This window comes from Thermaerobacter sp. PB12/4term (assembly GCF_003403315.2).
Lineage (GTDB): Bacteria > Bacillota > Sulfobacillia > Thermaerobacterales > Thermaerobacteraceae > Thermaerobacter.
On the sequence record NZ_CP048407.1, the window covers coordinates 2050596 to 2077307 of the forward strand.

General features: G+C 69.5%; 23 protein-coding genes. 13 read left to right on the forward strand and 10 right to left on the reverse strand.

Annotated elements, in window-relative coordinates; genetic code table 11:
- The first annotated feature begins 72 nt into the window (after positions 1–72).
- The 4 genes from fadH to DYI95_RS08520 all read left to right on the forward strand — a co-directional run bounded on the left by fadH (position 73) and on the right by DYI95_RS08520 (position 6167).
- Positions 73–897, forward strand: coding sequence for a 2,4-dienoyl-CoA reductase (gene fadH / locus DYI95_RS08505; protein ID WP_203530604.1), 825 nt, complete (start codon positions 73–75; stop codon positions 895–897).
- A gap of 135 nt (positions 898–1032) precedes the next feature.
- Entirely contained in the window at positions 1033–2283 is a 1251-nt protein-coding gene (locus tag DYI95_RS08510) for an NUDIX hydrolase (protein WP_116900218.1), read from the forward strand.
- 42 nt (positions 2284–2325) lie between these two features.
- The gene (locus tag DYI95_RS08515; protein ID WP_116900217.1) at positions 2326–3078 is read left to right on the forward strand and encodes a (Fe-S)-binding protein; all 753 of its coding nucleotides are present in this window, start codon (positions 2326–2328) and stop codon (positions 3076–3078) included.
- 200 nt (positions 3079–3278) lie between these two features.
- Positions 3279–6167: a LutB/LldF family L-lactate oxidation iron-sulfur protein gene (locus DYI95_RS08520; protein ID WP_116900216.1), complete on the forward strand. Its 2889-nt coding sequence runs from the start codon at positions 3279–3281 to the stop codon at positions 6165–6167.
- On the opposite strand, the gene DYI95_RS08525 is transcribed toward DYI95_RS08520, so the two are convergent.
- From DYI95_RS08525 to DYI95_RS12840, 6 genes are all read right to left on the reverse strand, one after another.
- Entirely contained in the window at positions 6143–6862 is a 720-nt protein-coding gene (locus DYI95_RS08525; protein WP_116900215.1) for a response regulator, read from the reverse strand. The two genes, DYI95_RS08520 and DYI95_RS08525, sit on opposite strands and share 25 nt — an antisense overlap.
- Positions 6843–9548, reverse strand: a complete 2706-nt coding sequence (locus tag DYI95_RS08530) for a sensor histidine kinase KdpD (RefSeq protein WP_116900214.1) — start codon at positions 9546–9548, stop codon at positions 6843–6845. The genes DYI95_RS08525 and DYI95_RS08530 overlap by 20 nt, the downstream gene beginning before the upstream one ends.
- An 84-nt stretch (positions 9549–9632) precedes the next feature.
- A complete protein-coding gene (kdpB, locus tag DYI95_RS08535) occupies positions 9633–11723 on the reverse strand; it encodes a potassium-transporting ATPase subunit KdpB (protein ID WP_116900213.1) in 2091 nt (696 codons plus the stop codon).
- Between the two features lie 77 nt (positions 11724–11800).
- Positions 11801–12394, reverse strand: coding sequence for a potassium-transporting ATPase subunit KdpC (gene kdpC / locus DYI95_RS08540; protein ID WP_116900212.1), 594 nt, complete (start codon positions 12392–12394; stop codon positions 11801–11803).
- 34 nt (positions 12395–12428) lie between these two features.
- A complete protein-coding gene (gene kdpA / locus DYI95_RS08545) occupies positions 12429–14129 on the reverse strand; it encodes a potassium-transporting ATPase subunit KdpA (RefSeq protein ID WP_116900211.1) in 1701 nt (566 codons plus the stop codon).
- A gap of 57 nt (positions 14130–14186) precedes the next feature.
- The gene (locus DYI95_RS12840) at positions 14187–14321 is read right to left on the reverse strand and encodes a hypothetical protein (RefSeq protein WP_256366243.1); all 135 of its coding nucleotides are present in this window, start codon (positions 14319–14321) and stop codon (positions 14187–14189) included.
- 545 nt (positions 14322–14866) lie between these two features.
- Here DYI95_RS12840 and DYI95_RS08555 point away from each other — a divergent pair.
- From DYI95_RS08555 to DYI95_RS08575, 5 genes are all read left to right on the forward strand, one after another.
- Positions 14867–16123 carry an MFS transporter gene (locus DYI95_RS08555; RefSeq protein ID WP_116900209.1) on the forward strand — a complete coding sequence of 419 codons (1257 nt, stop codon included), beginning with the start codon at positions 14867–14869 and terminating at the stop codon, positions 16121–16123.
- Between the two features lie 2 nt (positions 16124–16125).
- Positions 16126–16542, forward strand: coding sequence for an alpha/beta fold hydrolase (locus DYI95_RS08560; RefSeq protein ID WP_243149972.1), 417 nt, complete (start codon positions 16126–16128; stop codon positions 16540–16542).
- 186 nt (positions 16543–16728) lie between these two features.
- On the forward strand, positions 16729–17286 hold the full coding sequence (locus tag DYI95_RS08565) for a GntR family transcriptional regulator (RefSeq protein ID WP_116900207.1): 558 nt from the start codon (positions 16729–16731) through the stop codon (positions 17284–17286).
- Positions 17283–18113, forward strand: a complete 831-nt coding sequence (locus tag DYI95_RS08570) for an ABC transporter ATP-binding protein (protein ID WP_243149708.1) — start codon at positions 17283–17285, stop codon at positions 18111–18113. Before DYI95_RS08565 ends, DYI95_RS08570 begins: the two co-directional genes overlap by 4 nt.
- Positions 18110–19030, forward strand: a complete 921-nt coding sequence (locus DYI95_RS08575; protein WP_116900206.1) for a hypothetical protein — start codon at positions 18110–18112, stop codon at positions 19028–19030. Before DYI95_RS08570 ends, DYI95_RS08575 begins: the two co-directional genes overlap by 4 nt.
- A 98-nt stretch (positions 19031–19128) precedes the next feature.
- Here the strand turns inward: DYI95_RS08575 and DYI95_RS08580 are convergent, their stop codons facing one another.
- Positions 19129–20229 carry a DUF5937 family protein gene (locus DYI95_RS08580; RefSeq protein WP_116900205.1) on the reverse strand — a complete coding sequence of 367 codons (1101 nt, stop codon included), beginning with the start codon at positions 20227–20229 and terminating at the stop codon, positions 19129–19131.
- Positions 20230–20383: 154 nt separating this feature from the next.
- On the opposite strand from DYI95_RS08580, the gene DYI95_RS08585 reads away from it, so the two are divergent.
- Positions 20384–20800 carry a hypothetical protein gene (locus DYI95_RS08585; protein ID WP_116900204.1) on the forward strand — a complete coding sequence of 139 codons (417 nt, stop codon included), beginning with the start codon at positions 20384–20386 and terminating at the stop codon, positions 20798–20800.
- 72 nt (positions 20801–20872) lie between these two features.
- Here the strand turns inward: DYI95_RS08585 and DYI95_RS08590 are convergent, their stop codons facing one another.
- Entirely contained in the window at positions 20873–21274 is a 402-nt protein-coding gene (locus tag DYI95_RS08590) for a VOC family protein (protein ID WP_116900203.1), read from the reverse strand.
- A gap of 223 nt (positions 21275–21497) precedes the next feature.
- Between DYI95_RS08590 and DYI95_RS08595 the strand changes: the two genes are divergently transcribed.
- Together DYI95_RS08595 and DYI95_RS08600 are read left to right on the forward strand one after the other, a co-directional pair.
- The gene (locus DYI95_RS08595) at positions 21498–21965 is read left to right on the forward strand and encodes a hypothetical protein (protein WP_147308099.1); all 468 of its coding nucleotides are present in this window, start codon (positions 21498–21500) and stop codon (positions 21963–21965) included.
- Between the two features lie 76 nt (positions 21966–22041).
- Complete coding sequence (locus DYI95_RS08600) at positions 22042–23022, forward strand: sulfite exporter TauE/SafE family protein (protein ID WP_116900201.1); 981 nt, start codon at positions 22042–22044, stop codon at positions 23020–23022.
- A gap of 174 nt (positions 23023–23196) precedes the next feature.
- Here DYI95_RS08600 and DYI95_RS08605 read toward each other — a convergent pair whose 3' ends face one another.
- Positions 23197–23592 carry a DUF488 domain-containing protein gene (locus DYI95_RS08605; RefSeq protein WP_116900200.1) on the reverse strand — a complete coding sequence of 132 codons (396 nt, stop codon included), beginning with the start codon at positions 23590–23592 and terminating at the stop codon, positions 23197–23199.
- A 298-nt stretch (positions 23593–23890) separates the two neighbouring features.
- Positions 23891–25327: a selenium-binding family protein gene (locus DYI95_RS12670; RefSeq protein ID WP_243149709.1), complete on the reverse strand. Its 1437-nt coding sequence runs from the start codon at positions 25325–25327 to the stop codon at positions 23891–23893.
- 315 nt (positions 25328–25642) lie between these two features.
- Here DYI95_RS12670 and DYI95_RS08620 point away from each other — a divergent pair, with 315 nt between their 5' ends.
- Complete coding sequence (locus tag DYI95_RS08620; RefSeq protein ID WP_116900199.1) at positions 25643–26158, forward strand: STM3941 family protein; 516 nt, start codon at positions 25643–25645, stop codon at positions 26156–26158.
- Positions 26159–26712: the final 554 nt, after the last annotated feature.

Consider the following 26712-nt stretch of genomic DNA (forward strand, 5'->3'; position numbering starts at 1 on the left):
TCTGTAACGAAAACCTGCGTCGAAGCGGTGCACGACCGCCAGTGCGGATTGCAACAGGGGGAGGCGAACAAGGTGCTACCGCCAGGTACGCTGCAGGACCGCGTCGCCATCGTCACCGGGGGAGGAACCGGCCTCGGCAAGGCCATGGCCCTGGAGTTCACCCGCCTGGGAGCCCGGGTCGTCCTGGCCAGCCGCAAGCCGGAGAACCTGGAGAAGGCCGCCGCCGAGATCGCCGAACGGGGCGGCGAGGCCTTGACCGTCCCCACCGACGTCCGCGACCCCGAGCAGGTCGACCGGATGGTCCAGGCCGCCCTGGATCGCTTTGGCCGGATCGACATCCTGGTCAACAACGCCGCCGGTAACTTCGTCTGCCCCGCCGAGGAGCTCTCGATCAACGGGTGGAACGCTGTCGTCAACATCGTGCTGCACGGGACCTTCTACTGCACGCGGGCCGTCGCCCGGCACTGGATCGCCCAGGGCCGGGGCGGCAACATCCTGAACATCATCGCCACTTACGCCTGGACAGGCGGGCCCGGCACGGTCCACTCGGCAGCGGCCAAGGCGGGCGTCCTGGCCATGACCCGCACCCTGGCCGTGGAGTGGGCACCCAAGGGGATCCGGGTCAACTGCATCGCCCCTGGGCCCGTCGACGGCACGGGCGCCGCGCCCCAGCTCTGGCCCACGGAAGAGGTCCGGCAGGCGGTGCTGCGCTCCATCCCCCTGGGCCGCATGGGCCGGCCGGAGGAGATCGCCCACGCCGCGGCCTACCTGGTGTCCGACTACGCCGGGTTCATCACCGGCGAGGTGCTGACCATCGACGGCGGGCAGTGGCTGGGGCGGGGCGTGTTCAAGGGAACTCCGCGGGCCGGGTCCACCGCGTCGGAGTCCGGGACATGAAGCCGGCACCGGGTGGAACCGGCGGCGCCTGAGGCGCGGGCCTGAGGCGTGGCGGCGGGTTCGTCCGCCGGTCCCGCGCCGGGCCGTTCCGTCGGAACCCAGGGACGTCGCCGCAGGGGAGGACCGGAGGAGCCCATGGAGCACGCCGCCGGTTGGGAAACCATCGTCGCCGAGGTCACGGAGGACGCCATCGCCATCGAGGTGCGTTGGGGGAGGGAGGTCTTCTACGTCGAGGTCTCGGGCGGTGACGTGCGCTACCGGGAGACCACCCGCTGGGACCGCAACGCCTCGTATATCGAGAATCTGTTCGACCTCGGCAAACTTGTGCAGCATCTTCGGACCGCGCACGCATCCCTGCGGGGTCGTTCCGTTCTGGCCGAGCTGCGGTTCGACAACCACCAGATGGCCGTCGTCCGCTGGAGGCAACGGCCCGCAGCGAGCCGGATCCCCTGGACGGTTGAACAGCGATGGTCGCAACGGGCAGCCGACTATGAGAAATGTAGCGAGACCCGTTTCGTGTGGGGCGCGTTCGACTGCGAGGGCGTGGTGTGGAACAGCGACGAATGGAACCCGGAGGAACCGGCCGGCGACGGTCGCAAGGGCCCGTTGGTGCTTCTGACCGGACAGCATCCCGTCTGGGCGGATGGGAGACTGGCTTCCCTTCTCCGGCAGGGCCGGCAAGTCGTGCTGCTGGATTCCGAAGACGGGTTTCGCCTGGCCGAGCGGAGGGATCGGCTTCCTCCCCCGGGTGTCCCGAAGCACCACTTTGGATACATGTCCGTCGCCTGGCTGCCCCCCCAAACGCTCCTGGGCAGGGTCGTCCGGGTGATCTCCGACGGGCACCAGGGCGTCCTCCTGCTGCCTCGTGCGGAAGCAGGCGACGGTAGGGCGCCTCATGCCACCCATGACCGCCGCCGCACCGACCTGTTGCCGGCCGCCCGGCGCCGGGTGACGTTGACCCCCGTGGCGAGGGACGTCGTACCCTCGTTCGAGCAGGTCACCAGCGTGGGGGTCGTCGCCTTCACCGCGGAGGGGAAGGTCGTCGTCACCCTGCAATCCCGGGGTTTCGACATACCGGGGGGCCATGTCCAGCTGGGCGACCGGACGCTGGAGGAAACGGCGCGAAGAGAGGCCCTTGAGGAAGCCAGGGTGACTCTGGGGAAGGTCGAGTACCTGGGCGCACTGCGCTCGAACTACTACACGGTGCCTACCTACATCGTGCTGATGGCGGCGATGGTGGACCAGGTCCTTCCCTTCGAACCGACGCCATGCCATAGGCTGCGGCTGTTCTTGACCCCGGAGCAATTCGGCTCCGTGTACTCGGCGGGTGACCGGGAGCGGATGCAGAAGGCGGTCAACCAGGCCCGGGCCTTGCTGTTCCCGTGATGCCGCGCGGTCCCCAAACTGCCGCTGGAGGAGCGATCAGCCGTGCGCGTCGCCCTGTTCATCACCTGTCTCTGTGACCTGTTCTTCCCCGAGGTCGGCGAGAGCACCGTCCGGCTGCTGCGCCGGCTGGGCATCGAGGTCACATTCCCCGCCGGGCAGACCTGCTGCGGCCAGCCGGCCTACAACACGGGCTACACCGCCGAGGCCCGGGACGTGGCCCGCAACCTGATCGAGGCCTTCGAGCGGGAGGCACCGGACCTGCCGGTGGTGACCCCGTCGGGCTCCTGCGCCGCCATGATCCGCCACCACTACCCGCGGCTCTTCGCCGGCGATCCGGCCTGGGCCGCCCGGGCCGCGGCCTTCGCCGAGCGGGTGTACGAGCTGTCGGAGTTCATCGTCCACGTGCTGGGCCGGAAGGACCTGGGCGCTCGTTACCCCGCCGTCGCCACCTTCCACCGCTCCTGCCACATGGCGCGGGGACTGGGCCGCGTGGAGGAACCCCTGGCCCTCCTGCAGGCGGTGGAGGGGTTGGAGCTGGTGGACCTCCCCCACCCCGGCGAGTGCTGCGGCTTCGGCGGCACCTTCGCCGTGAAGATGGCGGAACTCTCGACGGCCATGGTCGACGCCAAGGTCCAGGCCGTCGAGGACACCGGCGCCCAGCTGCTGGTCGGCTGCGACGTGGGCTGCCTCATGCACATCGGTGGGCGGCTGCGGCGCCTGGGCCGGCCGGTGCGGGTTCTTCACCTGGCGCAGCTTCTCGATGAGGCCACCCGGCCCGCCCGGCAGACGGCATAGGCTCCTGAGGAGGCGCCGCCCTGGTCCGGCCGGAACGGCCGGCGGCACCGCCCCGGCCGACAGCCCCGGCGCCTGGAATGCAGGAGACGGCCTGCAGCCCCCGTCCGGAGGCTCGCAGAGCCGGCTAACAATCGGCCGCCGTCCGCCGGGTTCGTCCGGCGGGTGACCCCTTGACCGACGTACCGGGGGAGGAACCGGCCATGCGGAACGCAACCCCAGATCACGCCGAAGCCCGCACCGCGGCGGCCACCGCGGGGGCCGCCGCGCCTGCCACCGCGCCCGGCAGCACCGGTGCGATGGCGAGCACGACCACGAACCGCATCGTGAGCAGCACCCCCCGCCCCGCTAATCCCTCCCACCGCCCCCCCGCCGAGCCCTTCCAGCAGCGGGCCGCCGCGGCCCTGCGGGACGACTTCCTCCGCGTCGCCGTCCCCCGCGCCACCTACCGCCAGCACTACGGCCGCCAGGAGGCCCTGGCCCAGCTGGGCGACCCCCTCAAGTGGCGGGAGCGGGCCCGCGCCATCCGCGCCCGCACCATCGCCCAGCTCGACCGGTACCTGGACCAGGCCATCGCCGCGGTCAAGGCCCGGGGTGGTCACGTCCACCGGGCGGCGACGGCGGGCGAGGCGGTGGAGGCCATCCTGGGCATCATCCAGCGGGCCGGCGCCCGCCGGGTCGTCAAGTCGAAGTCGATGGTGACGGAAGAGATCCAGTTGAACCCCCACCTGGAGGCGGCGGACATCGAGGTGGTGGAGACGGACCTGGGGGAGTACATCATCCAGCTGGCCGGTCACCGGCCGTCCCACATCGTGGCGCCGGCCGTGCACCTGTCCCAGCAGCAGATCCGGGAGATCTTCAGCCGCGAGGCGGGCCGCCCCCTCCCCGACGACGCCGTCGCCCTGGCCGCCTTCGCCCGCCAGCAGCTGCGCCGGAAGTTTCTCCGCGCCGGCGTGGGCATCTCCGGGGTCAACTTCCTGGTGGCCGAGTCGGGCACCGTGGTGCTGGTGACCAACGAGGGCAACGGGCGCATGGTCACCTCCCTGCCCCGGATCCACATCGCCGTCATGGGCATGGAGCGGGTCGTGCCGACCTGGGCCGACCTGGCCGTGCTCCTGGAAGTCCTGGCCCGCAGCGCCACGGGCCAGAAGATCACCGTGTACACCACCTTCGTGGGCGGCCCGCGGCGCCCGGGCGAGGCCGACGGGCCCGAGGAGTTCCACCTGGTGATCGTGGACAACGGGCGGTCGAACCTGCTGGGGACGCGGTTCCAGGAGGCCCTGCACTGCATCCGCTGCGGGGCGTGCCTGAACGCCTGCCCGGTGTACCGGCAGATCGGGGGCCATCCCTACGGGGGCGTGTACAGCGGGCCCATCGGCGCCGTGATCACGCCGCTGCTGGGCGGCCTGGACGGCTGGGACGACCTGCCCTACGCCTCCAGCCTCTGCGGCGCCTGCCACGAGGCCTGCCCGGTGATGATCCCCCTGCACGATCTTCTGGTCGACCTGCGGGAAGAGGTGGTGAACCGGCGGCGGCCGGCCGGGGAAGCCGCCCATGAGGACGCCGGCCCCCGAGCCCGGCCCTCTGGCACGTCCGGGTGGAAAGGGGCGACCGCCGCGGGAGGCGAGGCAGGCGCGTCCGGCCCCGAGGCCGGTGGCCGGGAGACCGGCGTGTGGGCAGATTCAAGGCGGGAAGCTTCAAGCAGTGACGGCTTGCATGGCCTCCGCCACCGCGCCGAAGGCTGGGCGTTCCGTCTGTGGCGCTGGGCCTTTACGGACCCGCGGCGCTATCGCCTGGCGGCCCGGCTCGCAGCCTGGCTGCAGGCGCCCTGGCTGGTTCAGGACGAACCCGCTCCTTCCGCGGCGCCGCCCGGCGCCACCGGCCACCGGCCGCGGGACGGCCAGCGAGAGGCCGCCGGTCCAGTTCCCCATGGCCGAGCAGTTCCCCATGACCGAGCGGGCAAGCCGCCGGCCATGCCCGCCACCCAGGAGGATCCGGAGGAGCATGCCGGGGCACCCGGCGCCGGTGCCAAGAGCGACCGCCGGTCGCCGGCGGGGTTCCCGGCCGGGCTTCCGGCGGGGCTTCCGCCCGGGCCTTCGGCCGGCCTGATGGACGGTGCCGTCCTGCGCGGAGGTCCGGGCCCCCTGGGTGCCTGGACTGCCTCCCGCGACTTTCCGGCCGTGGCCTCCCGGCCCTTCCACGCCCGCTGGGCTGACCTCGCCCGGGAGGAGGAACCCGGCCCCGCGGCCGCGGCGAGCCCGGGTCCACTACAGCCGGGCGTTCCACCGGAGTCCCGACCTGGGCCTTTGCCGGGGTCTCCCCCTGGGTCTGTCCCGGGGTCGCCGCCTGCGTCGCCGCGCGGGTCCCCGCCACGGCCTTTGCCAGGATTCGCGGTGATGGAGAGCGGCCCCACCGCCGGCTTGCCCCGGGTAGACCACCCGGGCCCCGACCCTGCCGGCTGGCCGGAGCGCTTTGGCCGGGAGCTGGAGGCCGTCCACGGCACCTGGACCCGCGTCCAGGGGGGAACGCCCGAAGCCGTGGCGGCGGCCTGCGCCGCCGCCTGTGCCGCGTTCGTCCGGTCCCGCGGCTTACGCCGGGTGGTGGCCTGGGACCCCGCCGCCCCGGACCTGCCGGAGGGAGCCGGGCCGGTCCTGGAAGCCGTGCTTCACGCCCTGGAGGAGGCGGGCTGCCAGATCACCCGCTGGCGGGACCACGAGCCGGGCCCTTCCCCGCTAAGGCTGCGTGAGGCAGCGGCCACCGCGGACCTGGGCATCGTCGTGGCCCACTTCGCCATCGCCGCCAGCGGTACCGTGGCCGTGGTGCACGGGCCGGGCCGCGGGCGGGCCGTCAGCCTGCTGCCGGAGCACCTGGTGATCCTGGTCCCCGGCGCTGTGCTGGTCCCCACCCTGGCCGAGGCCGTCACGGGCCTCACCGGCCGGTACGGGGTCGCCGACCCCATCAGGGCCCCTCAGAACGTGACCTTTATCACGGGTCCCAGCAAGTCGTCGGACATCGAGCTGCACCCGGTGGTGGGAGTCCACGGGCCGCGGTACGTGCACGCGGTGATCTACGAGCCCTCCCGCAGCCGATAGCCAACGCCCGGTTCCGTGATGAGGTACTGGGGCTTGAGCGGGTTCGGCTCCACCTTGCGCCGCAAGTTGCTCATGTTGACCCGGAGGAGGTGGCTCTCCCCCTCGTAACCCGGGCCCCAAACGGCTTGCAGCAGCTGCTTGTGGGTCAGCACCTTCCCCGCGTGCAGCGCCAGGGTTCGCAGCAGCGCGTACTCCGTGGCCGTCAGGTGCACCTCGCGCCCGCCTACGGTCACCCGGCGCCTTGCCAGATCGATCACGAGGTCCTTCACATGGATGACCGGCTCGTCGGGCGCCCGCGCCATGCGCCGGAGGGCAACCCGGAGCCTTGCCAGAAGCTCGCCGGTTCCGAAGGGTTTGGTGAGGTAGTCGTCGGCCCCGGCGTCCAGGGCCTGGATCTTGTCACTTTCCTGGCCTCGCACCGAGAGGACGATGATGGGGATCTCCGTCCACTCCCGCAGGCGGCGGATGACGTCGACGCCATCCCCGTCAGGCAGGCCCAGGTCCAGGATGACCAGGTCCGGCTGCGTCGTCACGGCCTGCTGCAGTGCCGATTGCACGCTGTCGGCCTCGACCACGCCGTACCCCGCGCTACCGAGGGCAACCCGCAGGAACCGGCGAATCGGCCGTTCGTCATCCACCACGAGGACCCGGGCAAGCGCAGCGGATGCGGATGCATCACCGGGCCTCTTGCCCAAGGCCGTTCCCCCCTGACTGTGCAGCGGCGGTGACGGGCAAGGTGAAGGTCACGACCGTACCGCCACCCGGGCGGGGTTCACTCCAGATACGACCGCCGTGGGCCTCGACGATCCCCTTGCAGATGGCCAGGCCCAGACCGGTACCCACAGGATGACCGGGCTGTTCCACACGGTAGAACTTATCAAAAATCCGGTGGCGGTGTTCCTCCGGGATCCCATATCCCCGGTCCGCCACCCGGACGTGCACCTCGTCGTCCTTTCGGTAGACGGACACCTCCACCGGGCTACGCGGCGGCGAATACTTGACGGCGTTGTCCAGGAGGTTCGCCAGGACCTGCGCGATCAGGGCGTGGTCCACCTGCAGCAGGGGCAGGTCCGGGGCCACGTCGACCTCCACGGCCCGGTCCCTGAGCTGGGGCGCCACCTGATCGAGGGCGGTGGTCACCACGTCCTCCAGGTCGCACCAGTCGGTAGCGAGCTTGAGGCGCCCCGACTCCAGCCGCGTCATGTCCAGCAGGTTCGACACCAGGCGGTTGAGCCGTTCTGCCTCCTCCCGCGCCGTCTCGAGCAGCTCGTTCCGTGTCGTCTCGTCCAGTTGATTACCCTGGCCCGCCAGCGTGGTGAGAGACCCGATGATGGACGCGAGGGGAGTGCGCAGATCGTGGGAGATGGAGTTGAGCAGCGTCGCGTGCAGGCGCTCGGCTTCTGCCGCCAATTGAGCCCGCCGCGCCTCGTCGGCCAGCCTGGCCCTTTCGATGGCGACCGCGGCCTGGGCGGCGATGGCCTCCAGCACACGGCGCTGATCGGGTGTCAGGGGCGGCTCTTTCTCCCCCGCCGGTGCCACCGCCAGCACCCCCACCACTCCCTGGCCCGTCTTCAGGGGCAGAAAGCGGGCCCGAACGCCGGGGAGGGTGTTTTCTCCGCGGCCGGACGGCTCCCCGTGGCTGAAGGTCCAGCTGGCGGCAGCCATCTCCTTGGCGTCTAACCGAAACCCTACACCGCCAGCTTGGACGCGGAGGCGGCCGTTCTCCGGGAGCAACACGGCCACCTGGCGACGGAACCGTTCCCGCATGTGCCGGACAAGGGCGAGAGCAGTTTCCTCGACGCTGCGGGTGGCAACCAGCCTGCGGGTCAAATCGTAGAGTGCGGCCTGCTCCAACTCCCGCCGCCGGGACAACTCGGCCTGCTCCCGTAACCGGCCGGTCAGGGTGCCCACCGTCCCCGCCACCACCAGAAAGGCCACAAAGGTGATCACATATTCCGCATCGCTTACCGCGAAACTTAGACTCGGCGGCACGAAGAAAAAGTCGAAGGTCAGCACCCCCAGGACGGAGGCGAGGATGGCCGGCGTCCGGCCCCACCACACCCCCACCAGGACCACCGCCAGCAGGTAGAGCATCACAAGGTTGACGGGTTGGATGTAGGGAGCGATGGCCGCACCCGCTCCCGTGACCACGACGACCGCGGCCGGCGCGGCCGCGAGACGTCGCCACCGGACCGCCGGACGACTCGCCCGGCCCCACCGCCCCCGGCCCCGGGCGGCCGCCGGGGAACTGATTACATGCACGTCGACCCCGCCGCTCCGGCGGATCACCTGCTCGACGAGAGAACCGCTGGCGAAGTCCTTCCACCGGGGCCCGACGGACTTGCCGATGACGATCTTGGTGACATTGTGGGCGCGGGCGTAGTGGACGACCTCGTCGGCGACATCGAGACCCGGGACCGTGACCGCCCGGCCGCCGAGTTCCTCGGCCAGGCGTAGGGCTCGGTGGACCTGGTCACGCTCCGCCGGCGGCCGCGCCCGGTCCCTGGGCGTCTCCACGTACAGGGCGATCCACTCGGCATCCAGGTGCGCGGCCAGCCGGCGCCCGGTCCGGACCAGGCGCTCTGCCATGGGACTCGGCCCGACACAGACCAGCACCCGCTCGCCCGCAGGCCACGGTCCCGGGATGCCGTGGGTCACCATGTAGGCGCGCATCTCCCGGTCAACCCGCTGGGCAGTGCGGCGCAAGGCCAGCTCCCGGAGGGCGATCAGGTTCCCCGGACGGAAGAACTGGCGCATCGCCCGTTCGGCCTGCTCCGGGATATAGACCTTGCCTTCCTTCAGGCGCTGGAGCAGCTCCTCGGGCGGCAGGTCGATGAGCTCCACCTCGTCCGCCTGGTCGAACACGCGGTCCGGAACCGTCTCCTGGACCCTGACGCCCGTGATCTGGGCCACGATGTCGTTGAGGCTCTCCAGGTGCTGGACGTTCAGGGTGGTGTAGACGTGAATACCTGCAGCCAGGATCTCCTCGACGTCCTGATACCGCTTCACGTGACGGGAGCCGGGCGCGTTGGTGTGGGGCAGTTCGTCCACCAGCACCAGCTGCGGGCGGCGGGCCAGGATGGCGTCCAGGTCCATTTCCTCCAGCACCACGTTGCGGTAGCGGACCTGGCGGCGAGGGATGACCTCAAGGCCGCGCAGGAGGGCCTCCGTCTCCTTGCGGCCGTGGGTCTCTACGTATCCCACCACCACGTCCACACCCTCGGCCTTGCGCTGGTGCGCGGCCTCCAGCATGGCGTAGGTCTTGCCCACACCCGCGGCGAAGCCGAAGAAGATCTTCAACTTGCCGCGGTTCCGGCTCTGCTCTTCCTGCTGGACCGCCGCCAGCAGTTCTTCCGGATCGGGTCGTTCTTCCCGTTCCATGGCCAGGGCCGCCTCCGTCCACCGCCTGCGCCCGCACCTGATGGCCCACGCCGCCCCCCCCCGCCGCCGGCAGTAGCCTTACCTTCAGGCGAGGCCCAGGGCCACGACGAGCCAGTCGATGAGCTTGATGCCCACGAAGGGCGCCACAACCCCGCCCAGGCCGTACACCAGCAGGTTGTCGCGAAGCAGGACGCTGGCGCCCACCGCCCGGTAGCGAACACCCCGCAGCGCCAGGGGGATCAGGGCGGGGATGATCACCGCGTTGAAGATGACCGCCGACAGGATAGCACTCTGCGGCGTGTGCAGGTCCATGATGTTCAGCGCGCCCAGTTCCGGGTAGATGCCCGCGAAGGCCGCCGGGATGATGGCGAAGTACTTGGCCACGTCATTGGCGATGCTGAAGGTGGTGATGGCTCCCCGGGTGATCAGGAGCTGCTTGCCGATCTCCACGATGTCAATGAGCTTGGTAGGGTTGCTGTCCAGGTCGATCATGTTGGCCGCTTCCTTGGCCGCCTGCGTGCCGCTGTTCATGGCCACGGCCACATCCGCCTGGGCTAAGGCGGGCGCGTCGTTGGTGCCGTCGCCCGTCATGGCCACGAGATGGCCCTCGGCCTGGTACTTGCGGATGAGTTGCAACTTGTCCTCTGGCTTGGCCTCGGCCAGGAAGTCGTCCACCCCGGCCTCCGCGGCGATGGCGGCCGCGGTGAGCGGGTTGTCGCCGGTGATCATCACCGTCTTGATCCCCATCCGGCGCAGTTGCTCGAAGCGCTCGCGGATGCCCCCTTTGAGGACATCCTTGAGGTGGATCACACCGAGGGCCCGCTTGCCGTCGGGGCCGGCCTCGGCCACCACCAGGGGCGTACCCCCCGCCTTGGCGATCTCCCGCACGGCTTCCTCGACTTCGCGGGGCAGGTCCCGGCCCAGCCACACCCGGATGGCGTCGGCCGCCCCCTTGCGGATCTGCCGCCCCGGCAGGTCCACCCCGCTCATGCGGGTCTGGGCCGTGAAAGGCACGAAGCTGGCGCTGTCCGCCCGAAGATCGCGGGCGCGGAGGCCGTAGCGCTCCTTGGCCAGCACCACGATGCTGCGTCCTTCCGGCGTCTCATCGGCCAAGGATGCCAGTTGCGCCGCCGCGGCCAGTTCGGCCTCGTCCACGCCGGCGGCAGGTGCAAAGGCCACCGCCTGCCGGTTGCCCAGGGTGATGGTGCCGGTCTTGTCCAGCAGCAGCACGTCCACGTCGCCGGCCGCCTCGATGGCTCGGCCGGAGAGGGCGATCACGTTCCGGCGGATCAGGCGGTCCATGCCGGCGATACCGATGGCGCTGAGCAGGCCACCGATGGTCGTCGGGATCAGACAGACCAGCAGGGCGACCAGGATGGTGAGGGGAACCGGTGCACCCCGCCCGGTCGCTTCGACGCTGTAGAGGGAGAAGGGCAGCAGGGTCGCGCAAACCAGGAGGAAGATGATGGTGAACCCCGACAGCAGGATATGCAGGGCGATCTCGTTGGGCGTCTTCTTCCGCCGGGCTCCTTCCACCAGGGAGATCATCCGGTCCAGGAACGTCTCGCCCGGATTGGCGGTAATGCGTACGATCAGCCAGTCGCTCAGAACCCGCGTACCACCCGTCACCGCGCTCCGGTCCCCGCCCGATTCCCGGATGACAGGCGCGCTTTCGCCGGTGACGGCACTCTCGTCCACCGCCGCCACGCCCTCGACGACTTCCCCGTCGCCGGGGATGATGTCGCCCGCCTCCACCAGGACCACGTCACCCTTGCGCAGCCGGTCTGCCGGCACTTGCTGGTAGGGGGCGCCCCGTTCCGGCCGCTCCAGCCGCTTGGCCACGACGTTCCGGCGCATGCGGCGAAGGGACTCGGCTTGAGCCTTGCCCCGCCCCTCCGCCAGCGCCTCGGCGAAATTGGCGAAGAGGACGGTCAGCCAGAGCCAGAGGGCCACCTGGCCGGTGAAACCGGGCGATGCCTCGCCACGCCCCCAAAGAGCCTGGAACCAGAGAAGGGTGGCGAACACGCCGCCGACCTCGACGACGAACATCACGGGGTTGCGGACCTGCCAGCGCGGGTCCAGCTTGACGAAGGCGTCGCGAAAGGCTTGCCGCAGCAGCGGTGCGTAATCGGGTCGCCCGGTACGCTTGCCGCGCCGGCGCGTATCGTCCTTCATCCCATCCCCACTCCCCGGGAACTGGGTGCGGGCCCTCCGCCCGCTGGCCCCAGGGGCTGTCGCACGGGTCATTGACATCACCGGCCATCTCCTCCCCGCGTCGCCAGCTGGTCGAGGGCCAAGTTCAGTTCCAGCACGTTCACGACCGGCTCACCCAGGAACCCCGGTGCGGGCCGCTGCACGTGGCGGCTGACCAGCGCGCGCACCTCGGTCTCGGGCAGGTCGCGGGCCCGGGCCACCCGCGGGACCTGGAGGAACGCGGCCGCAGGGGAGATGTGGGGATCCAGCCCGCTGGCCGAGGCCGTAACCAGGTCGGCCGGCACGCCGGCGCCTTGCGGCAGGCCGTTTTCCTTGCGCACCCGCTCGACCTGCCGGCTCACGGTGTCGATCAACCGGCGGTTGGTGGGACCCAAGTTGCTGCCTCCAGACGATGTGGCGTCGTAACCCTCCCCGGCCGCCGAGGGGCGCCCGTGGAAGTAGCCCGGGCCGGTGAAGGGCTGCCCGATGAACCGCGAGCCCACCGCCCGCCCGTCGACCTCGATGAGGCTGCCGTTGGCCTGGTGGGGGAAGAGCACCTGGGCGATCCCCGTCATCGCCAGGGGATAGGCAATGCCCGTCAGGATCGTCAGGACCAGGACCATGCCCAGGGCCTGGATGGCGGTGCGGCCCATGCCGTCGCGACCTCCTCTCGCCGACTCCATGCCTTCAAAAGAGGCGCCCGGCCCGCAGCAGCAGGTGTTCCACGACGGGCCCCAGGGCCAGGGCCGGGAAGAAGTTCAAGGCGCCCACCAGCAGGATGACCCCCACGAGGAACCCGCTGAACAACGCCCCGTCGGTGGGCAGGGTGCCGGGCCCCGGCGGCACCGGCCGTTTCGCCGCCAGGCTGCCCGCCATGGCCAGCACCGGAGGGATCACGGCGAAACGCCCGATGAGCATCGCCAGGCCCAGGGCCACGTTGTAGAAGACCGTATTGGCCGCTAGACCGCCGAAGGCGCTGCCGTTGTTCCCCGCCGCCGACGCGAAGGCGTAGAGGATCTCGCTGAGCCCGTGGGGACCGGGGTTGAAGACCGAGGCTCGTCCCGCCGGCAGGGCCGCCGCCGCGGCGCCGCCGATGAGGATGGTGACGGCGGGCATCAGTACGGCCAGCGTGGCCATCTTCATCTCCCAGGGACCGATCTTCTTCCCCAGGAACTCCGGCGTGCGGCCCACCATGAGACCGGCGATGAAGACGGCGACGACGACGAAGGCCAGGATGCCGTAGAGACCCGCACCCGCACCCCCGAAGACGACCTCCCCCAGCATGATGTTGAACATCGGCACCAGCCCGCCCAAGGGCGTCAGGCTGTCATGCATTGCATTGACCGCCCCGCAGGCCACGGCCGTGGTCACGGCGGCAAAGAGGGACGAACCGCCGATCCCGAACCGTACCTCCTTGCCCTCCATGGCCGTGGGACCGATCACCCCCTGGGCGGCCACGACGGGGTTGCCCGCGTGCTCAACGGCGTAGAGGGTTCCCAGCCCCACCACGAAGAGCAGGGTCATCGCGCCGTAGATCACCCAGGCCTGCCGCCTGGCCCTGGTCATGGCGCCGAAGGTGAAGACCAAGGCAGCTGGGATCAGGATGATGGACAGCATCTCGACGAAGTTGGTGTAGGCATTGGGGTTCTCGAAGGGGTGGGACGCGTTGGCCCCGAAGAAGCCGCCGCCGTTGGTGCCCAGGAGCTTGATCGCCTCCTGGGAAGCTACCGGCCCCATGGCGATGGTCTGGTGCGCCCCCTCCAGTGTGGTGACCGTGACATAGGGGTTGAGATTCTGGATCACGCCCTGGGACACCAGGAAGAGGGCCACCAGGCAGGAGAGGGGCAGCAGGACCCAGAGGACGGAACGGGTCAGGTCCACCCAGAAGTTACCCAGGGCCTGCGTGTCCCTTCGAACCAGGCCGCGGATGAGAGCGACCGCCACCGCCATGCCCGTGGCAGCCGAGACGAAGTTCTGCACGGTCAGTCCGGCCATCTGCGTAAGGTAGCTCATGGTGCTCTCGCCCGCATAGGCCTGCCAGTTGGTGTTGGTCACGAAGCTGGCGGCGGTGTTGAAGGCCAGGTCCGGCGGCACCGCTCCGAAGCCCTGCGGGTTCAGGGGAAGCCAGCCCTGCAGGCGCTGGATGACGTACAGCACGCCCATGCCGAAGGCGTTGAACATGAGCAGGGCGACTGCATACCGTTTCCAATCCATCTCTTCCGCTTCATTCACACCGGATACGCGATAGATGAGGCGCTCGAGGGGACGCAGCAACGGATCCAGCCGTGTTGGCTGGCGCTCGAACACCCGGGCCATGTACGAACCCAGGGGTACGGCCAAGGCGGTCAGGACCGCCAGGAAGGCGGCGAAGAGGGCGACGTCCTTCAACCACGACCTACCTCCTCCACGACCGTTCCCGGACCCCGGCGGGCACCGGCCGGGACGTCATTCGAAGACCTCCGGCGCCAGCAGGGCGATGAACAGGTAGATCAGCAGGAAGAGGGCGATCAGGCCTGCCAGCAGGTACACCGCGCCTACCCCCCGTTCAATCGGTCCAGCATGTGAACCAACGCCATACAACTGAGGAAGAAACCAGCGGTCAGGACCATGAAGAGAAGATCCGTCACGGAGCGCCTTCCCCCCTGAAGGAACGCGCGCAAGGCATCGGGTGAGAACTCGACCCGTATTATGGCAACGCGCTGACTCAAGGATGCGTCAAGGATCTCTGCAGGGTCGTAAAGAAACCATCAAGGCGACCGGCAGGACCGTTCAGGCCTGGCTCCTCCGAAGCGGAAGAGCGGTCCTGGAAGCGCGGCCCCCCAGTAAGCCGTCGTCGTCGGACATCGAGCGGCACCCGGTGGTGGGGGTCACGGGCCGAGGCACGTCCACGGCGTGATCTACGGGCTACCGTGATCTCTCCCACGAGTGACCTGCAGCGCGCCTCGCGGAACGAGGCGTCCGCGGGCCGTGTCTGCGGATCGCGAGCCGGGGAGGGTGAGGGGTCAAGTGCTTTTCTTGCGTCAACGGCTGCCAAAGCGGATTGGAACGTGCGGTGAAAGGTGTAATCCTCACGCGCCATGCCGTGTGGCACTACGTAATTTGCATGACGGCAGGGATGATGAAGGTTGTACCGGAAGTTGTTGACGAACAAGGCCTTCTTGCTACTTTTTGGGGGTCGCTTGATCACCAATGCCGGCGACAGCGTCTACCTGGTGGCGACGCTGTGGTACGTGAGCCAGTCTGATACTTCCGGTGTGGTGGCCGGACTGGCGGGATTTCTGATCACGGTTCCACAAGTGTTTCAATTTGTCTTCGGGCCCTTTGTGGATCGTCTCCGGGTGAAGCCCGTTGTCGTCGGAGCCCAGATCGTGCAAGGTGTGTTCGTCATGCTCTTGTTGATCCTTGTCACGAAGAACGCGTCCACCTTGCTTGTGTTGCCGGTGGTATTCGGCATTCATCTTGTCGCGACGGCCGCCAAGCCGGCCTATGGCAAGTGGATGCGCATCATCGTCCCCGACCGGCTGATGGTCCATGCCACCTCCCTCATGGGATTTGCCAACGAAACGGCCGACGTGGTGTTCAACTCCATGTCGGGCGTCATCATCGCCACCGCCGGCGTGGCCGGTTCCCTGTGGTTCGACGTATCGACTTTTGTCGTTGCCATGGTATTGTTCGGACTGATTGGCGTCTCTCGAGTGGCCAGGGAGTATGCCTTGGGGAAACTCTCTGTCAAATCCTTTTGGGGAGACCTGGTCCAAGGCGTTCGCTTTGTATACGGCACGTTAGTCGGCAAGATTGCCCTCACGGCCGTCCTGGCTAACGGGCTCAATGGAATGCTCTTGCCGATATTGCCTCGCATCGGAGAGGCGTTGGGAGGACCGGAGTACTACGGATTCCTGGTCGCCGCCCAAAGCGCTGGCATCCTGGCCGGCACGCTTGTTGCACCCCTGCTTACGGAGGTCAATGTGGGGATCCTCGTCATTGGCTGCATGGTTGTCAGCACAATTTCGTGGGTTGGATCGCTGGTTGCAGCCTTCATCTTCGGATATCCCGAAGTATCGGTGGCCATGTTCGGAATTGCATGGTTACCTGTCGGAATTATGAATGTGGTCGTCTCATCGGCGGTGATGGTTCTCACCCCTCCAAATTTCATAGGAAGGGTAGGTTCCACAGTACAAAGCATCAGTACGATGGTGATGCCTGTCGGAGCGTTGCTGGGTGGTGTGGTGGCCGGGTTTACAAGCGTCGGCACCGTGTTTGGCTTAACATGTTTGACGCCGTTGAGCGTTGCGTTGCTGTGGATGGCGATTCGCGATTTGCGTGGCATGCCTGCAGCAAGTAAATTGACCCCGTTGCCGTTGGCGGAAGGAGTCGATGGTTGAAGGTGCCCGGGCTGGCGCCGGCCCTGTTCGCCTTGACCGTGTCGCCCCCGCTCTTTGGGTGGCAAATGCGCACTCTCTTCGGATTGTCCGACGAGGCCCGGATCGCCGAGTACCGGGCCGCATACGTCTCCCGCCAGTGCCGGCGGGCGGTGGCCCGTGCGGTCGCCGCCTGGGCGCCGGTTTTACCGCCCGTGGCGGGGCGGCTGCGCCTGCTGCGTTGTCCCGTGCTTCTGCTGTGGGGCATGCGCGACCGCTGGATCTTCCCGTGGAAGCCCTTCGGCGAATGCTTCCTGCGGGACCTGCCTCGGGCCCGCGTGGTCAAGCTTCACCGGGCGGGTCACTTTCTGCAGCTGGAGGCACCGGCCGAGGTGGCGCACCACGTGGCGGACTTCGTCACGGCTTGTGCCGCCCGCATGTGAGCGGCGGTCCGTTTGGCCACGTAACATTGCGATCAGGTTTTGAGTCGCCTTGCACCGCACGCCGCATTCCCCGATCGGGTGCGAACCGGCCCATGGCCCACCCCCCACCACCGCCATGCTCCCCTTGACACCTATCTTTCTAGTGCACTAGTGTAGTAGTGCAATCGAGTGACGGGAGGAGCGGCGGTGCCCGAACTCTTCGGCAGCGAGTTCCGTCTGGACCCAACCCGGCCGATCTACCTGCAGATCATCGAGCGGTTCCAGGAGGCCGTCGCCCGGGGCGTGCTCCAGCCGGGGGATCAGATTCCCGCCCAGCGGGAACTGGCCCAGCGCATCGGCGTCAACCCCAACACGGTGCAGCGGGCCTACCGGGAGATGGAGGTCATGGGCCTGGTGGAGACAGCCCGGGGCACCGGAACCTTCATCACTCTGGACGCCGGCCGCGTCCGGGCCCTTCGGGAAGACCTGGCCCGCCAGGCGGTGGCCGAGTTCGTCCGGCGGTTGCAGGACCTGGGCTTCGGCCAGGACGAGATCGTTCGCCGGGTGGCTGCGGCTCTCGGCACGCCGGTACCGGGCGCGGGCGACCTCGAAAGGGGGTCCCACCCAGACGACCCCGGAAGAGCGTTCCACGCGGGAAGCCCCGGAAGCCGGTCCCCCGCAGATCGCCCCGCCACCGGGTCGCAGGCAGCAAGCCCGGGCAACGGGTCCCGCGTTGAAAACCAAGAAGGAGGGACACCATCGTGACGCCCTGGCATCCTCTGGCTGCATCCGCTGCCGCACCGGCTGCGGCGGCCGAACCCACCGTCCAGGCTACCGCGCCGCCAGCCGCCGGCTCTGCAGGCGGTACAGACCCGTCGACGGCGACGGGGGCGCCCCCGCCTGCCGTGTCCTTCCGCCACGTCTGGAAACGCTACGGCTCCGTGGAGGCCTTGCGGGATGTGACTTTCACCCTGCCTGCCGGCACCGTCACGGGCCTGGTCGGGGCCAACGGCAGCGGCAAGTCGACCCTCCTCAAGGTGGCGGCCGGGTTTGTGCGGCCCGCCCGGGGCGAGGTCCAGGTCCTGGGCGAGACCCCCGGCGTGGAACTGCGCCGCCGGATCGCCTTCGTCGCCGAGGTCGACCCGCTGGACCCGTGGATGACGGTGGACCAGACGGTCAGGTTCGTCCGTTCCTTCTTCACCGGCTGGGACGAGGAACACGAGGGCGAGCTGCGGGAGATCCTGGAGCTGCCGGGCCGGAGGCGCGTGGGAGAGCTGTCCAAGGGAATGCGGACCCGGGTGCGCCTGCTGTTGGGCCTGGCCCGCTCAGCGCCGCTGGTTCTTCTGGACGAACCCTTCTCGGGCATCGACCCGGTGTCCCGCCGCCGCATCGCCGACGCCATCCTGGCGGCCTGCCGGCGGGGCGGCCGGACGATCCTGCTCTCGACCCACGACTTGAAGGACGCGGAGCCGCTGTTCGACCGGCTGATGGTGCTGGCGGGCGGGCGCCTGGTGCTCGCGGGCGATGCCGACGAGCTCCGGGCCCGGCACGGGAAGTCCCTGGAGGGGATCGTCGAGGAGGTGCTGGCATGACGCCGTTCTTCCGGCTCCTCTGGCGGGAGGTGCGCCAGGGGCTGCCCACCACGGCGGCCTCGGTGGTCGCCGTCCTGGCGTGGTACACCTTTCTGGCCAGCCGCATCGGCCGCTGGAACGAGGGGCTGGTCCTGGCGATGAGTCAGATGCCGCTGTGGTGGCTGCCCCTGGGAGCCTTGTGGCACACGTACCAGAGCTTCAAGAACGACCTGGACACCTCCCGCGCCTACCTGCTCCTCTCCCTGCCGGTCTACGGATGGCAGCTGGCCGGGGCCAAGCTGCTGGCGGTGTGGCTGGGGACGGCGCTGTACGTAGGGGCGACGTTCGGCGGTATCGCGGCCATGGTACAGGGCGTGGGCGTTCCCGGCCTGCCGCCCGACATGTCCGCCGCGGTGGGCGCCCAGTTTGCGCGCACGCTGGTGGGGGCGGTGGGCATCCTCCTGGCGATCCTGCTGGCCTTCGCGCTGCCGGCGTGGCTCGTGCTGGTGCAGGCGGCATGGGGTGCCGGCCGGACCGTGCCGCGGGGGCGCCACGTCCTGATGGGCCTTGCCTTCCTCGCGGGTGGTTGGCTGTTGCTACGCGTCGCTGTCGTTGGGGCGGCCGTGCTGGACTTCCTTCCCACCGTGCCCGCCTTCCCCTACCCCGACCTCTACCGGGCGCCGGGCGGGATCTGGACCGTCGCAACCCGGTGGCTGGCCATGCACCCGGGTCCGTGGCTGGCGGTGGTCCTGGCCACGGCGGTGGGGTTCGTCGGTACCGCTCGGGCGGTGGAACGGGCCCTCGACGCCGAGGGAGCTCGGTGGCCGGCGGTGGCAGGGGTGGCCATCGTGGCGGCCGCAGCGGCGGCCGACCTCTACCTGAACGGGGCGGGGCTCTTCGATGCCCTTCTCCAGGCGCTGATCGGGGCCGGGACGTAGGTCGAACGCAGCCGGCCGGCAGCCGGCGATGGCCGGCCGGCGAGGCACGGCCTCCATTCCGCCCGCGGGGAGCCACGCGGCCCGAAGGGTGGGCCGGCCTAGCCAAGGAAGGATCGGAGGTGCCGGCTCACGCTTTCCACCGCATCCTTCCGGCTGGCGTACAGGACATAGTAGCCGTCGCGCCTCGCCTTCACCAGACCCGCATCGTGAAGGATCTTGACGTGGCGGGAGATCGCCGCTTCCGACAGGCTGAGGGCCCGGGCCAGTTCCTGGGTGCTCTTGGGCCCCTCCTGGCAGAGCTTCAGGATCTGCAGGCGCGCCTCGTGGGCCAGGGCGAACAGCATGCGCTGCAGGGCAACCGGAGGTTGGGCAGGGGGTCGCAGCAGGGGCCCCTCGAACGCATAGACCAGGCAGGGCTGCCAGGGCGGGTCGCACTCCACGCGGGTCTTAACCCGGGTGAAGAGGCTGGGGACCAGCAGCAAGGGCCGGCTTGGGGTGACGTCGACCACGACGTCTTCGGGGAGCCGGTGGAAGATGAGAAGGTGACGGTCGCGGACCACCCGGGCGTCGGGTGCCACCTCGTGCAGCACCGTCCACACGTCGCTCTCGCCCAGGCGCCGGGAGCGCCGCTCGGCATCGGCCAGCAAGGCGGGGCGGATGTGCGCCCACTCCCCTTTGAAGGCACATTCCCAGAACTGGTCGAGCAAGGCCACAAGGCGCCTCCGCAGCCGGTCGGGGCTCCGGATCAGCTCCTCGCAGGCCTGCACATACCGCGGGTCGAGACGTCGGGCATGCTCAAGGAGCATCGCCTGGGTCGCGCCGTCCCGCATCACCTCGTCCCAGGTGGGATCCCGCTCCGCCTCCCATGGCGTGAACGCCCTCGCACATTCCTCCACGAAGGTCTCCATGGGCAACCGTTCGATGTCCGCCAGTTCCTCATGAAACTCGGGAACGCCCTCCCGCGGCCGCGGGGTGAAGAAGCCCAGTTGCCAGTCCCGATAGGCGAAGCCCAGCTTGCGAATCTCCGCGAGCAGGGAAGGGGGCAGCCGCTTGCGCGTCTCCAGAACCCAGTGAAGTTGCAGGGGGTGGGCCCGCGGGTTGACGACCGCCTCGAGGGCGCACACCGCCTCGAGAAGAGGCGACAGGTTGAAGGTCACAGCCTTTTCGGCATTCGCACGCAGCTGGATCTCGATGGTCACCGCCCGTCACCATCCCTCTCGCCGTCGCGGTCCGCCACCCTGCCATGGCGAGCTCGCCCAATGCCATCCGATTGCGAATTCTTCGAATGTGTTGAACCGCCGGGCGAGCACCCCATAGGCTTTTGAGCAGCGACAACACCGAGGAGGTGCCCCGATGCCCGCTTCCGCCCATCCCGTACCCAAGTGCTACCTGGTGGTGGCCTACGCACCGCCGCGGGTGTCCGCCCGGGCCGCCAACGACGCGTTCAACCGGTACATCGCCGATACCAGCCGCGGGTTGGTCCTGACCCATGACCACTTCATCCACCCGCGCGGCGGCTACGCCATCTTCGCCTGCGAGCGGGAAGAACAGGTACGGCGCGTGACGGACGCCCAAGACGAACTGTCCGGTTGGCAGGTCTCCGTCCACCCGCTCACCTTCGCCCACGATGCCGTGACCTGGCTCTACCAGAGCGACTTCACCCTGGCCTGGTACCGCGGCGGCGAACGCCTCCGGACGTGGATGAACCGGTACGAGGCGTCGGAGCATTGCCACCGCCTGGAGAGCCGGCTTCCGTCCCAGGCAGGTTGACCGTTCCGGCCGCGGCGGTCCACCGGTCGACGGCACCAGACTGCAACCCTGCACCGGCAGCCGGTGGGACGTTCAACCTTGCGCCCGGCGGTCGCGCAAAGGCCCCAGCAGGAAGATCACGTTGCCGTCGGGGTCGTGGAGGCTGCACGCCCGCGCGCCCCAGTCCTGATCGGCCGGCTCGGTGGCGAAGGTAAGCCCCTGTTCGACGAGCCGCCGGTAGGCCGCGTCGACGTCGCCCACCCAGAAGCTGATGTGGTCGATGCCCGGCGGGTTGCCCGCCAGGTCCGGGCTGCGCCGCACGCCGCCCTCGGGCCGGTTCGTCTGAAAGAGGTAGAGGCGGGCGTCGCCGGCAACCAGCAAGGCTCCCGGCGTCTGGTCCCGGCTCTCGACCCGGAATCCGAGGCGGGTGTAGAAGGCCTCGGCAGCCTGAAGATCCCGCACCGCCACGCCGACGTTGTCGATCCGCTCGACCATGATGCATCCCCCTGTCCCATCTCGTCTGCGTCGCCCGCCGAGCCCCGACCCCTTGACGAACCGGCTCCCGGACGGAACTCCGCACCGCCACCGCGCTCCCCACCGCGCTGCGCAGTTCGTCTGCTCCACTTTGCCCGGCGGCCCGCCCGGGTCCCTGCGGCAGGCAGCCCGTGGGGGTGCCGATTCCGCTCCTGCTTCCGGTTCCGCGACCTCCGGCTCCGAGTTGCTGTCCCTCGCCGACGTTCGCTCGGATCCGCGCATTGTCCTGCTGGCGGTACCGGGGACAGGTATCGGCGTGCTGGCGGCCGTGGCGGCCGCGTTCCTCAACCGCATGATCCATTTCTTCACGAACCTGTTCTTTTGCCAGATCATGGCACGGGATGGGGTGTGCCCGGCGGGGCACCGCCTGGGTGCGGCCATCGTCCTCGTCCCCGTCATGGGCGGCCTCATCGTGAGACTCATGGCCCGCTTTGGCTCGGAGCAGATCCGCGGGCACCTCATCTCCGGGGCGGCCACCTTCGGCACGCCCGTCGCCGCGGTGCTGTTCGCCATCGAGCCCTGGCCCTTCGCGCGGCCGGAGAGCACAGCCGGGAGCTTGGGTTCGCTCTCTCCCGCACCGGGGCTGGCAAGGCCGCTGGCGTCCGCCCACACCGCGACCGGCGGCTCGACGGGAAGCCGTCCTTCGGCGTAGGGTCAAGATGAGGGCCCACCAAGATGAAGGTCCGTCAAACTGCACCTTGTGTGTTGTGTGAAGGCAGGCGGTCGCGTTGTCAACACCGGCCCTGATTGGCCTTGGTTTCCTCGTCGGTGCCATCGGCACCCTGATTGGCGCGGGGGGCGGGTTCCTCCTGGTTCCCGTCCTGGCCCTGCTCTACCCGGCCGACGATCCCGGTACCCTGACGGGCATCTCGCTGCTGGTGGTGGCCGTCAATGCCCTCTCGGGGTCCGTCGCCTATGCCCGGATGGGCCGGATCGACTTCCGGGCGGGCACCTGGTTTGCGGCGGCGGCCATCCCGGGGGCCGTGCTCGGGGCGTGGCTTTCGACCCTGATGTCGCGGCGGGTGTTCGAAGCCCTGCTGGGGACGTTGATGGTGGTGGCGGCGGTCTGGCTGCTGGCCCGGGCCCACCGGGCGGCGGTGGCGGGGGCGGCGGGAGCCGCGACCTCGGGAGCAGCGGCGGCCAGGGTGGCGCGAGCCACGACCGCCGCAGGCCCGCCGGGTGTAGCCCCTTCGCTGGGTGCGCCGGGTGCGCCGGGGGTGCCGGGCACAACGGCTGCGACAGGGCGACCCGGCCCGGCGGCTGCGCCGGTCAAAGCCCGCCCGGGTGATGGGCCCATTGGGGACCCGGCCGCCCTGGCGCAAGACGACTCCCGCCGGCGCAACCTGGGCCGCGGCATGGCCCTCAGCTTTCTGGTCGGCGTTGTGTCGAGCCTGCTGGGCATCGGCGGCGGGATCATTCACGTCCCGTTGCTGGTCACCCTGCTGGACTACCCGGTCCACGTGGCAACGGCCACATCCCACTTCGTCCTGGCCCTGACGGGGTGGGCGGGGGTGGCCGTGCACGCCTGGGCGGGAACGTACCACCACGGGCTCCACCGGGCGGCCTTGCTGGCGGCCGGTGTGATCCCCGGCGCCCAGGTGGGCGCCCTGCTGTCCCGCCGGGTCGACGACCGCTGGATTCTCCGGGGTCTCGCCCTGGCCCTGTTGCTGGCGGGGGTGCGGGTGCTGGCCGAAGCGGCGGGGGCGTGAGGGGCGGGAGCACCGGCGCACGGACCGCGCCGGCGCACGGAGTGCAGCCGGACGAGGCGCAACCTGCAAGGCGCCGTGATGGCGGCATCACGGCGCCGCGTGCCGCTTCGCGGGGGTGGTTGCCTCCTCAGCGTTCCCCTCCGGCCTCGTCCTGACCCTCCGCGGAGCCTCTCCTCAGAGAGCCCCTCGCCGGAGCCCCTCCCCGCCCCCCAGCCGCTCAAGCAGCCACTGGCGCAGCACCCGGACGTGGCTCCGCTCCGGGTTGCGGGCTGCCGTCAGCAGCACCACCGTCTCGTGTTCCCGGCATGCCTCGAGGACCGGGGCCGTCACCTCGGTGTCCAGGGCGTCCAGTTCCTCCCGGTAACGGCGCTGAAACCCTTCCCAGCGGCCCTCCGGGTCCTGGTGGAACCAGCGGCGCAGGGCGTCACTGGGGGTCAGATCCTTCCACCAAGCATCCCAGGGTGCACCCTCCTTGCGGACGCCGCGGGGCCACAGCCGGTCGACCAGCACGCAGTAGGCGCCCGGAGGCACCGGTTCGTCCCCGTAAATGCGGCCGATCTGCAAATCCAAGCCCCTTCACCTCGCCCCTCTTCCCCGCGCCCCTCGTTGCGAGCGACGCCCGCCAGGGCGCCCCAGCGCTGCGTAGCGATGCCCGGGATCCGAAACGGGAGCGCCGAACCCGTTGCTCGCGGCCGCCGATTGCCCTCCACCCTCATTGTCCCACAGGGCGCCCTGGGGGTCCTCCCATGGCCCGCCGCACGGCGTGGGGAACCCACGGTTCGGCCGCTCCCGGCCGGGGGGCGCTGCCCGGCCGCGCGTCGCCGCCGAACGTTCGGCCGTGCCGCCGTGCCCCGCCCGACCCCGTTCGTCAGCCGACCAGGGCCACCGCCAGGCCGCCGGCCGTGCCGGCATCCAGCTTGACGAGCCACCCCCGCAGTCCCGGGTAGAACTGGTCGTCCCAGGTGCTGTAGAGGGAGTTGGTGACGTACACCCGGCGCCCGTCGCGGCTGACCTCGACCATCTGGGGACCGCCCGTCAGGGGCCCCGCCGCCGGGTGGGCCGCCCGCCGCACCACGCCGCCCAGCCGGACGGAGCCCGTCAGCTTCGGGTGGAAGGGGTCCGACACGTCGTACTGGCGCAGCTCACCGGTCCCCCAGCAGGAGACGTAGAGGAAGCGGTCGTCCAGGGACAGGTTGATGTCGGTGATGAGGGGCGGCACGGCGCCCAGGGGCTTCAGGATGTCCGGCAAGGCGTCCTTATCCTCAGCGGGTTCGGCCGGGATCTCGATCACCTTGCGCACCGCCCAGCGGTCCCCGTCCCGGTACCAGACCCAGACGGAGCCCGAGAGGTCCTCGACGTTCACTACCACGCCGACGAACCCGTACGCCTTGCTGGGATCGTGGGCGGGCCGCAGCTCGAGGACCATCTGGTGCTGGTCGCCCAGGTCGATGGCCTGCACGTGCCGGCGCCGGCGCAGGTCCCAGAAATGGAGCCGGTGGCCGTAGCGGCGGTGGACCACGTCGTCCAGGTTGAGGCCGTCCTCGAACAGGGAGGGGGCGCCCCACTCGCTGGTGACCACCGTGTCGTAGCCCAGGTGCCACCAGAAATCGTAGGCGTAGACTTGCGGGCCGCGGTCCACCTCCCAGCGGCCGAGGACGTCGAAGCTGTCGTGGTCGAGGATCAGGATGCCACCGGGGCCGCCGGCGGAACGGCCGTTGCCGCCGGCGCCAGCCGCATCACCGGCGCCGACATCACCGGCGCCACCCCCAGCGCCGCGGGCACCCTGTCGCGATGTGTCAGGCGCGCCGTCCCCGGATCGGCCACCGCCCTGGCTGCCGTCGCCCCGGCCGCCCAGGGCGCTGACGTAGATGCCGTCGGGCCCGCAGTGGACGGTGTGCAGGCGGGAGTACCCGGCCCGGCGCAGGACCTCTTCCGGTTCGACCACCTTGACCAGCCGCGGCGCCGCCGGGTCGGGCTTGGTGTCCAGGATATAGATCCGGGACGAACGCAGCCCCGGCACCAGCAGGTAGCGCCGCTCCACGTGGGGGTGGGGGGCGAAGGGGCAGAGAGCCGAGCTGCACGCGTTCCAACCGAAGTGGTGCACCTCGTCGCCGGTGTAGGGGAAGTCCAGGGTGTGGACGACCCGGCCGTAGGTGGCGGAGCGGGGATCCACGTCGACCACGGCGAAGCCGTCGGGCCGGCCTCCGGTGCGGAGCAGGGCCACGTAGGCCAGGCCCTCCCGTGGCGCCTCCATGGCGAGGCGTGGGGACGGGTAGAAGGTGGGATCCGGGCGCCAGCTGGGCATGTTCGTCCCCCTTCCGGTAAGGCAAGTAACCATTACTTAGAATACAGATAGTGTTAGTTGTATATCAAGTGGGTAGATCCCCCTCGTGGCAGGCCGGTGGCCGGCACCGCTTATACTTACATCCTTGCAGCAGAGGGGGCATGCCCGGCTTGATGACCTTCGCAGGTTGGGCGAAAAAAGCTCCGGAGCAGAGCATTCGGGGCAGAAGGTTCCGGGCAGGGATGACAGCCCCCGCCGCGAATCGTCGCCAAGGTGGTCCTCCAGCCGCGTTCCCCAAAGGGGAGCCTGCCGCCGCGGACAGACCGCCGGGATGGGATGAACCCCACACCACAGGTCGTCACCGTCCGCACCCCCACCGCCAAGGCGGTGGCCACCCTGGTATGCGGCCTGTTGATGACGGCGGTGACCGGGTTCGTCCTTCTACAGCCCGTCCCGCTGGTTGTGAAAGTCGTGGGGTGGGTGGGGATCGTCTTCTTCGGGACCTGTACGATCCTGGCCCTTCGTGCCGTCCTATGGCCCAACCCGGTGCTGCTGCTAGACGGCGAGGGTGTGGAGATCCGGCATTCCGCCTTCGGCCGGGTCCGGATCCCCTGGGACGACGTCGACCACCTGGTCATCGGGAAGGTCTTCGGCCAGCGGATGCTGGGCATCGTCCCGAAGGACATAGAGGCGTGGCTTGCCACCCACGCCCCGGCGGCGCGGGTGCTCCTCGAGGCCAATCTCGCGTATGGGGCACCTTACTGGGTCGCGGAGTCGACCCTGCCGGGCACGTGCGAGGACGTGGCCCGCATGATGCAGCGGTACCGGCCGGTGGCGGTGATCCAGCGTTAGCAATCGTTGGCACGCCCTCTCAAGATGCACCTGACAACGGATTTGACCGGCTTTGGTGCTGGCGGCGGCGGTGACAATGGACTACAAATGCGGATGGCGCGCCCGGGCGACCGCGAAACGGGCGCTCCAACGATAATCGATAAAGCCTTCGCACTCTATCGTTCTCCGCCCCTTGACCTCACTCCAATCCGTGCCCGATGGCAGATAGGAGGGTCACGGTAGATGAAAGATATCGATGGCTACTTCCCGTCAGACAAGGATTTCTGGTTGGGTCTCTTAGTATGGAGCCCCCTGTTGCTCGTCCCATATGAGGCTATCACAGGGGGGCCGTGGCAGACTGCATCCATTGCGCTAGGTATTTACGCGTTGCTAGTTGGTTGGATCTGGCTTGACACCGGTTATCGTAGGACGGGAACACGCGGGTGGAGAGGGAAGCCGGGGTGGAGAGGAAAGCCGGCGGGCTAGCCCCGGCCATCGACGGGTGGGCAGCCGGCTCGGCGGCACCGGGAACGGCCGCGGCACCCCCGGATGACGCCGACGCTGCCGCCTCCCCG

Excerpts from the sequence above, each read along its gene's own strand:
- DYI95_RS08590 (WP_116900203.1), bottom strand. The coding sequence starts at position 21,274 with ATGGTCGAGCGGATCGACAACGTCGGCGTGGCGGTGCGGGATCTTCAG.
- DYI95_RS08585 (WP_116900204.1), top strand. The coding sequence starts at position 20,384 with ATGCCCGCTTCCGCCCATCCCGTACCCAAGTGCTACCTGGTGGTGGCC.
- kdpB (WP_116900213.1), bottom strand. The coding sequence starts at position 11,723 with ATGAAGGACGATACGCGCCGGCGCGGCAAGCGTACCGGGCGACCCGAT.
- DYI95_RS08520 (WP_116900216.1), top strand. The coding sequence starts at position 3,279 with ATGCGGAACGCAACCCCAGATCACGCCGAAGCCCGCACCGCGGCGGCC.
- DYI95_RS08530 (WP_116900214.1), bottom strand. The coding sequence starts at position 9,548 with ATGGAACGGGAAGAACGACCCGATCCGGAAGAACTGCTGGCGGCGGTC.
- kdpC (WP_116900212.1), bottom strand. The coding sequence starts at position 12,394 with ATGGGCCGCACCGCCATCCAGGCCCTGGGCATGGTCCTGGTCCTGACG.
- DYI95_RS08575 (WP_116900206.1), top strand. The coding sequence starts at position 18,110 with ATGACGCCGTTCTTCCGGCTCCTCTGGCGGGAGGTGCGCCAGGGGCTG.
- DYI95_RS12670 (WP_243149709.1), bottom strand. The coding sequence starts at position 25,327 with ATGCCCAGCTGGCGCCCGGATCCCACCTTCTACCCGTCCCCACGCCTC.
- DYI95_RS08620 (WP_116900199.1), top strand. The coding sequence starts at position 25,643 with ATGAACCCCACACCACAGGTCGTCACCGTCCGCACCCCCACCGCCAAG.
- DYI95_RS08510 (WP_116900218.1), top strand. The coding sequence starts at position 1,033 with ATGGAGCACGCCGCCGGTTGGGAAACCATCGTCGCCGAGGTCACGGAG.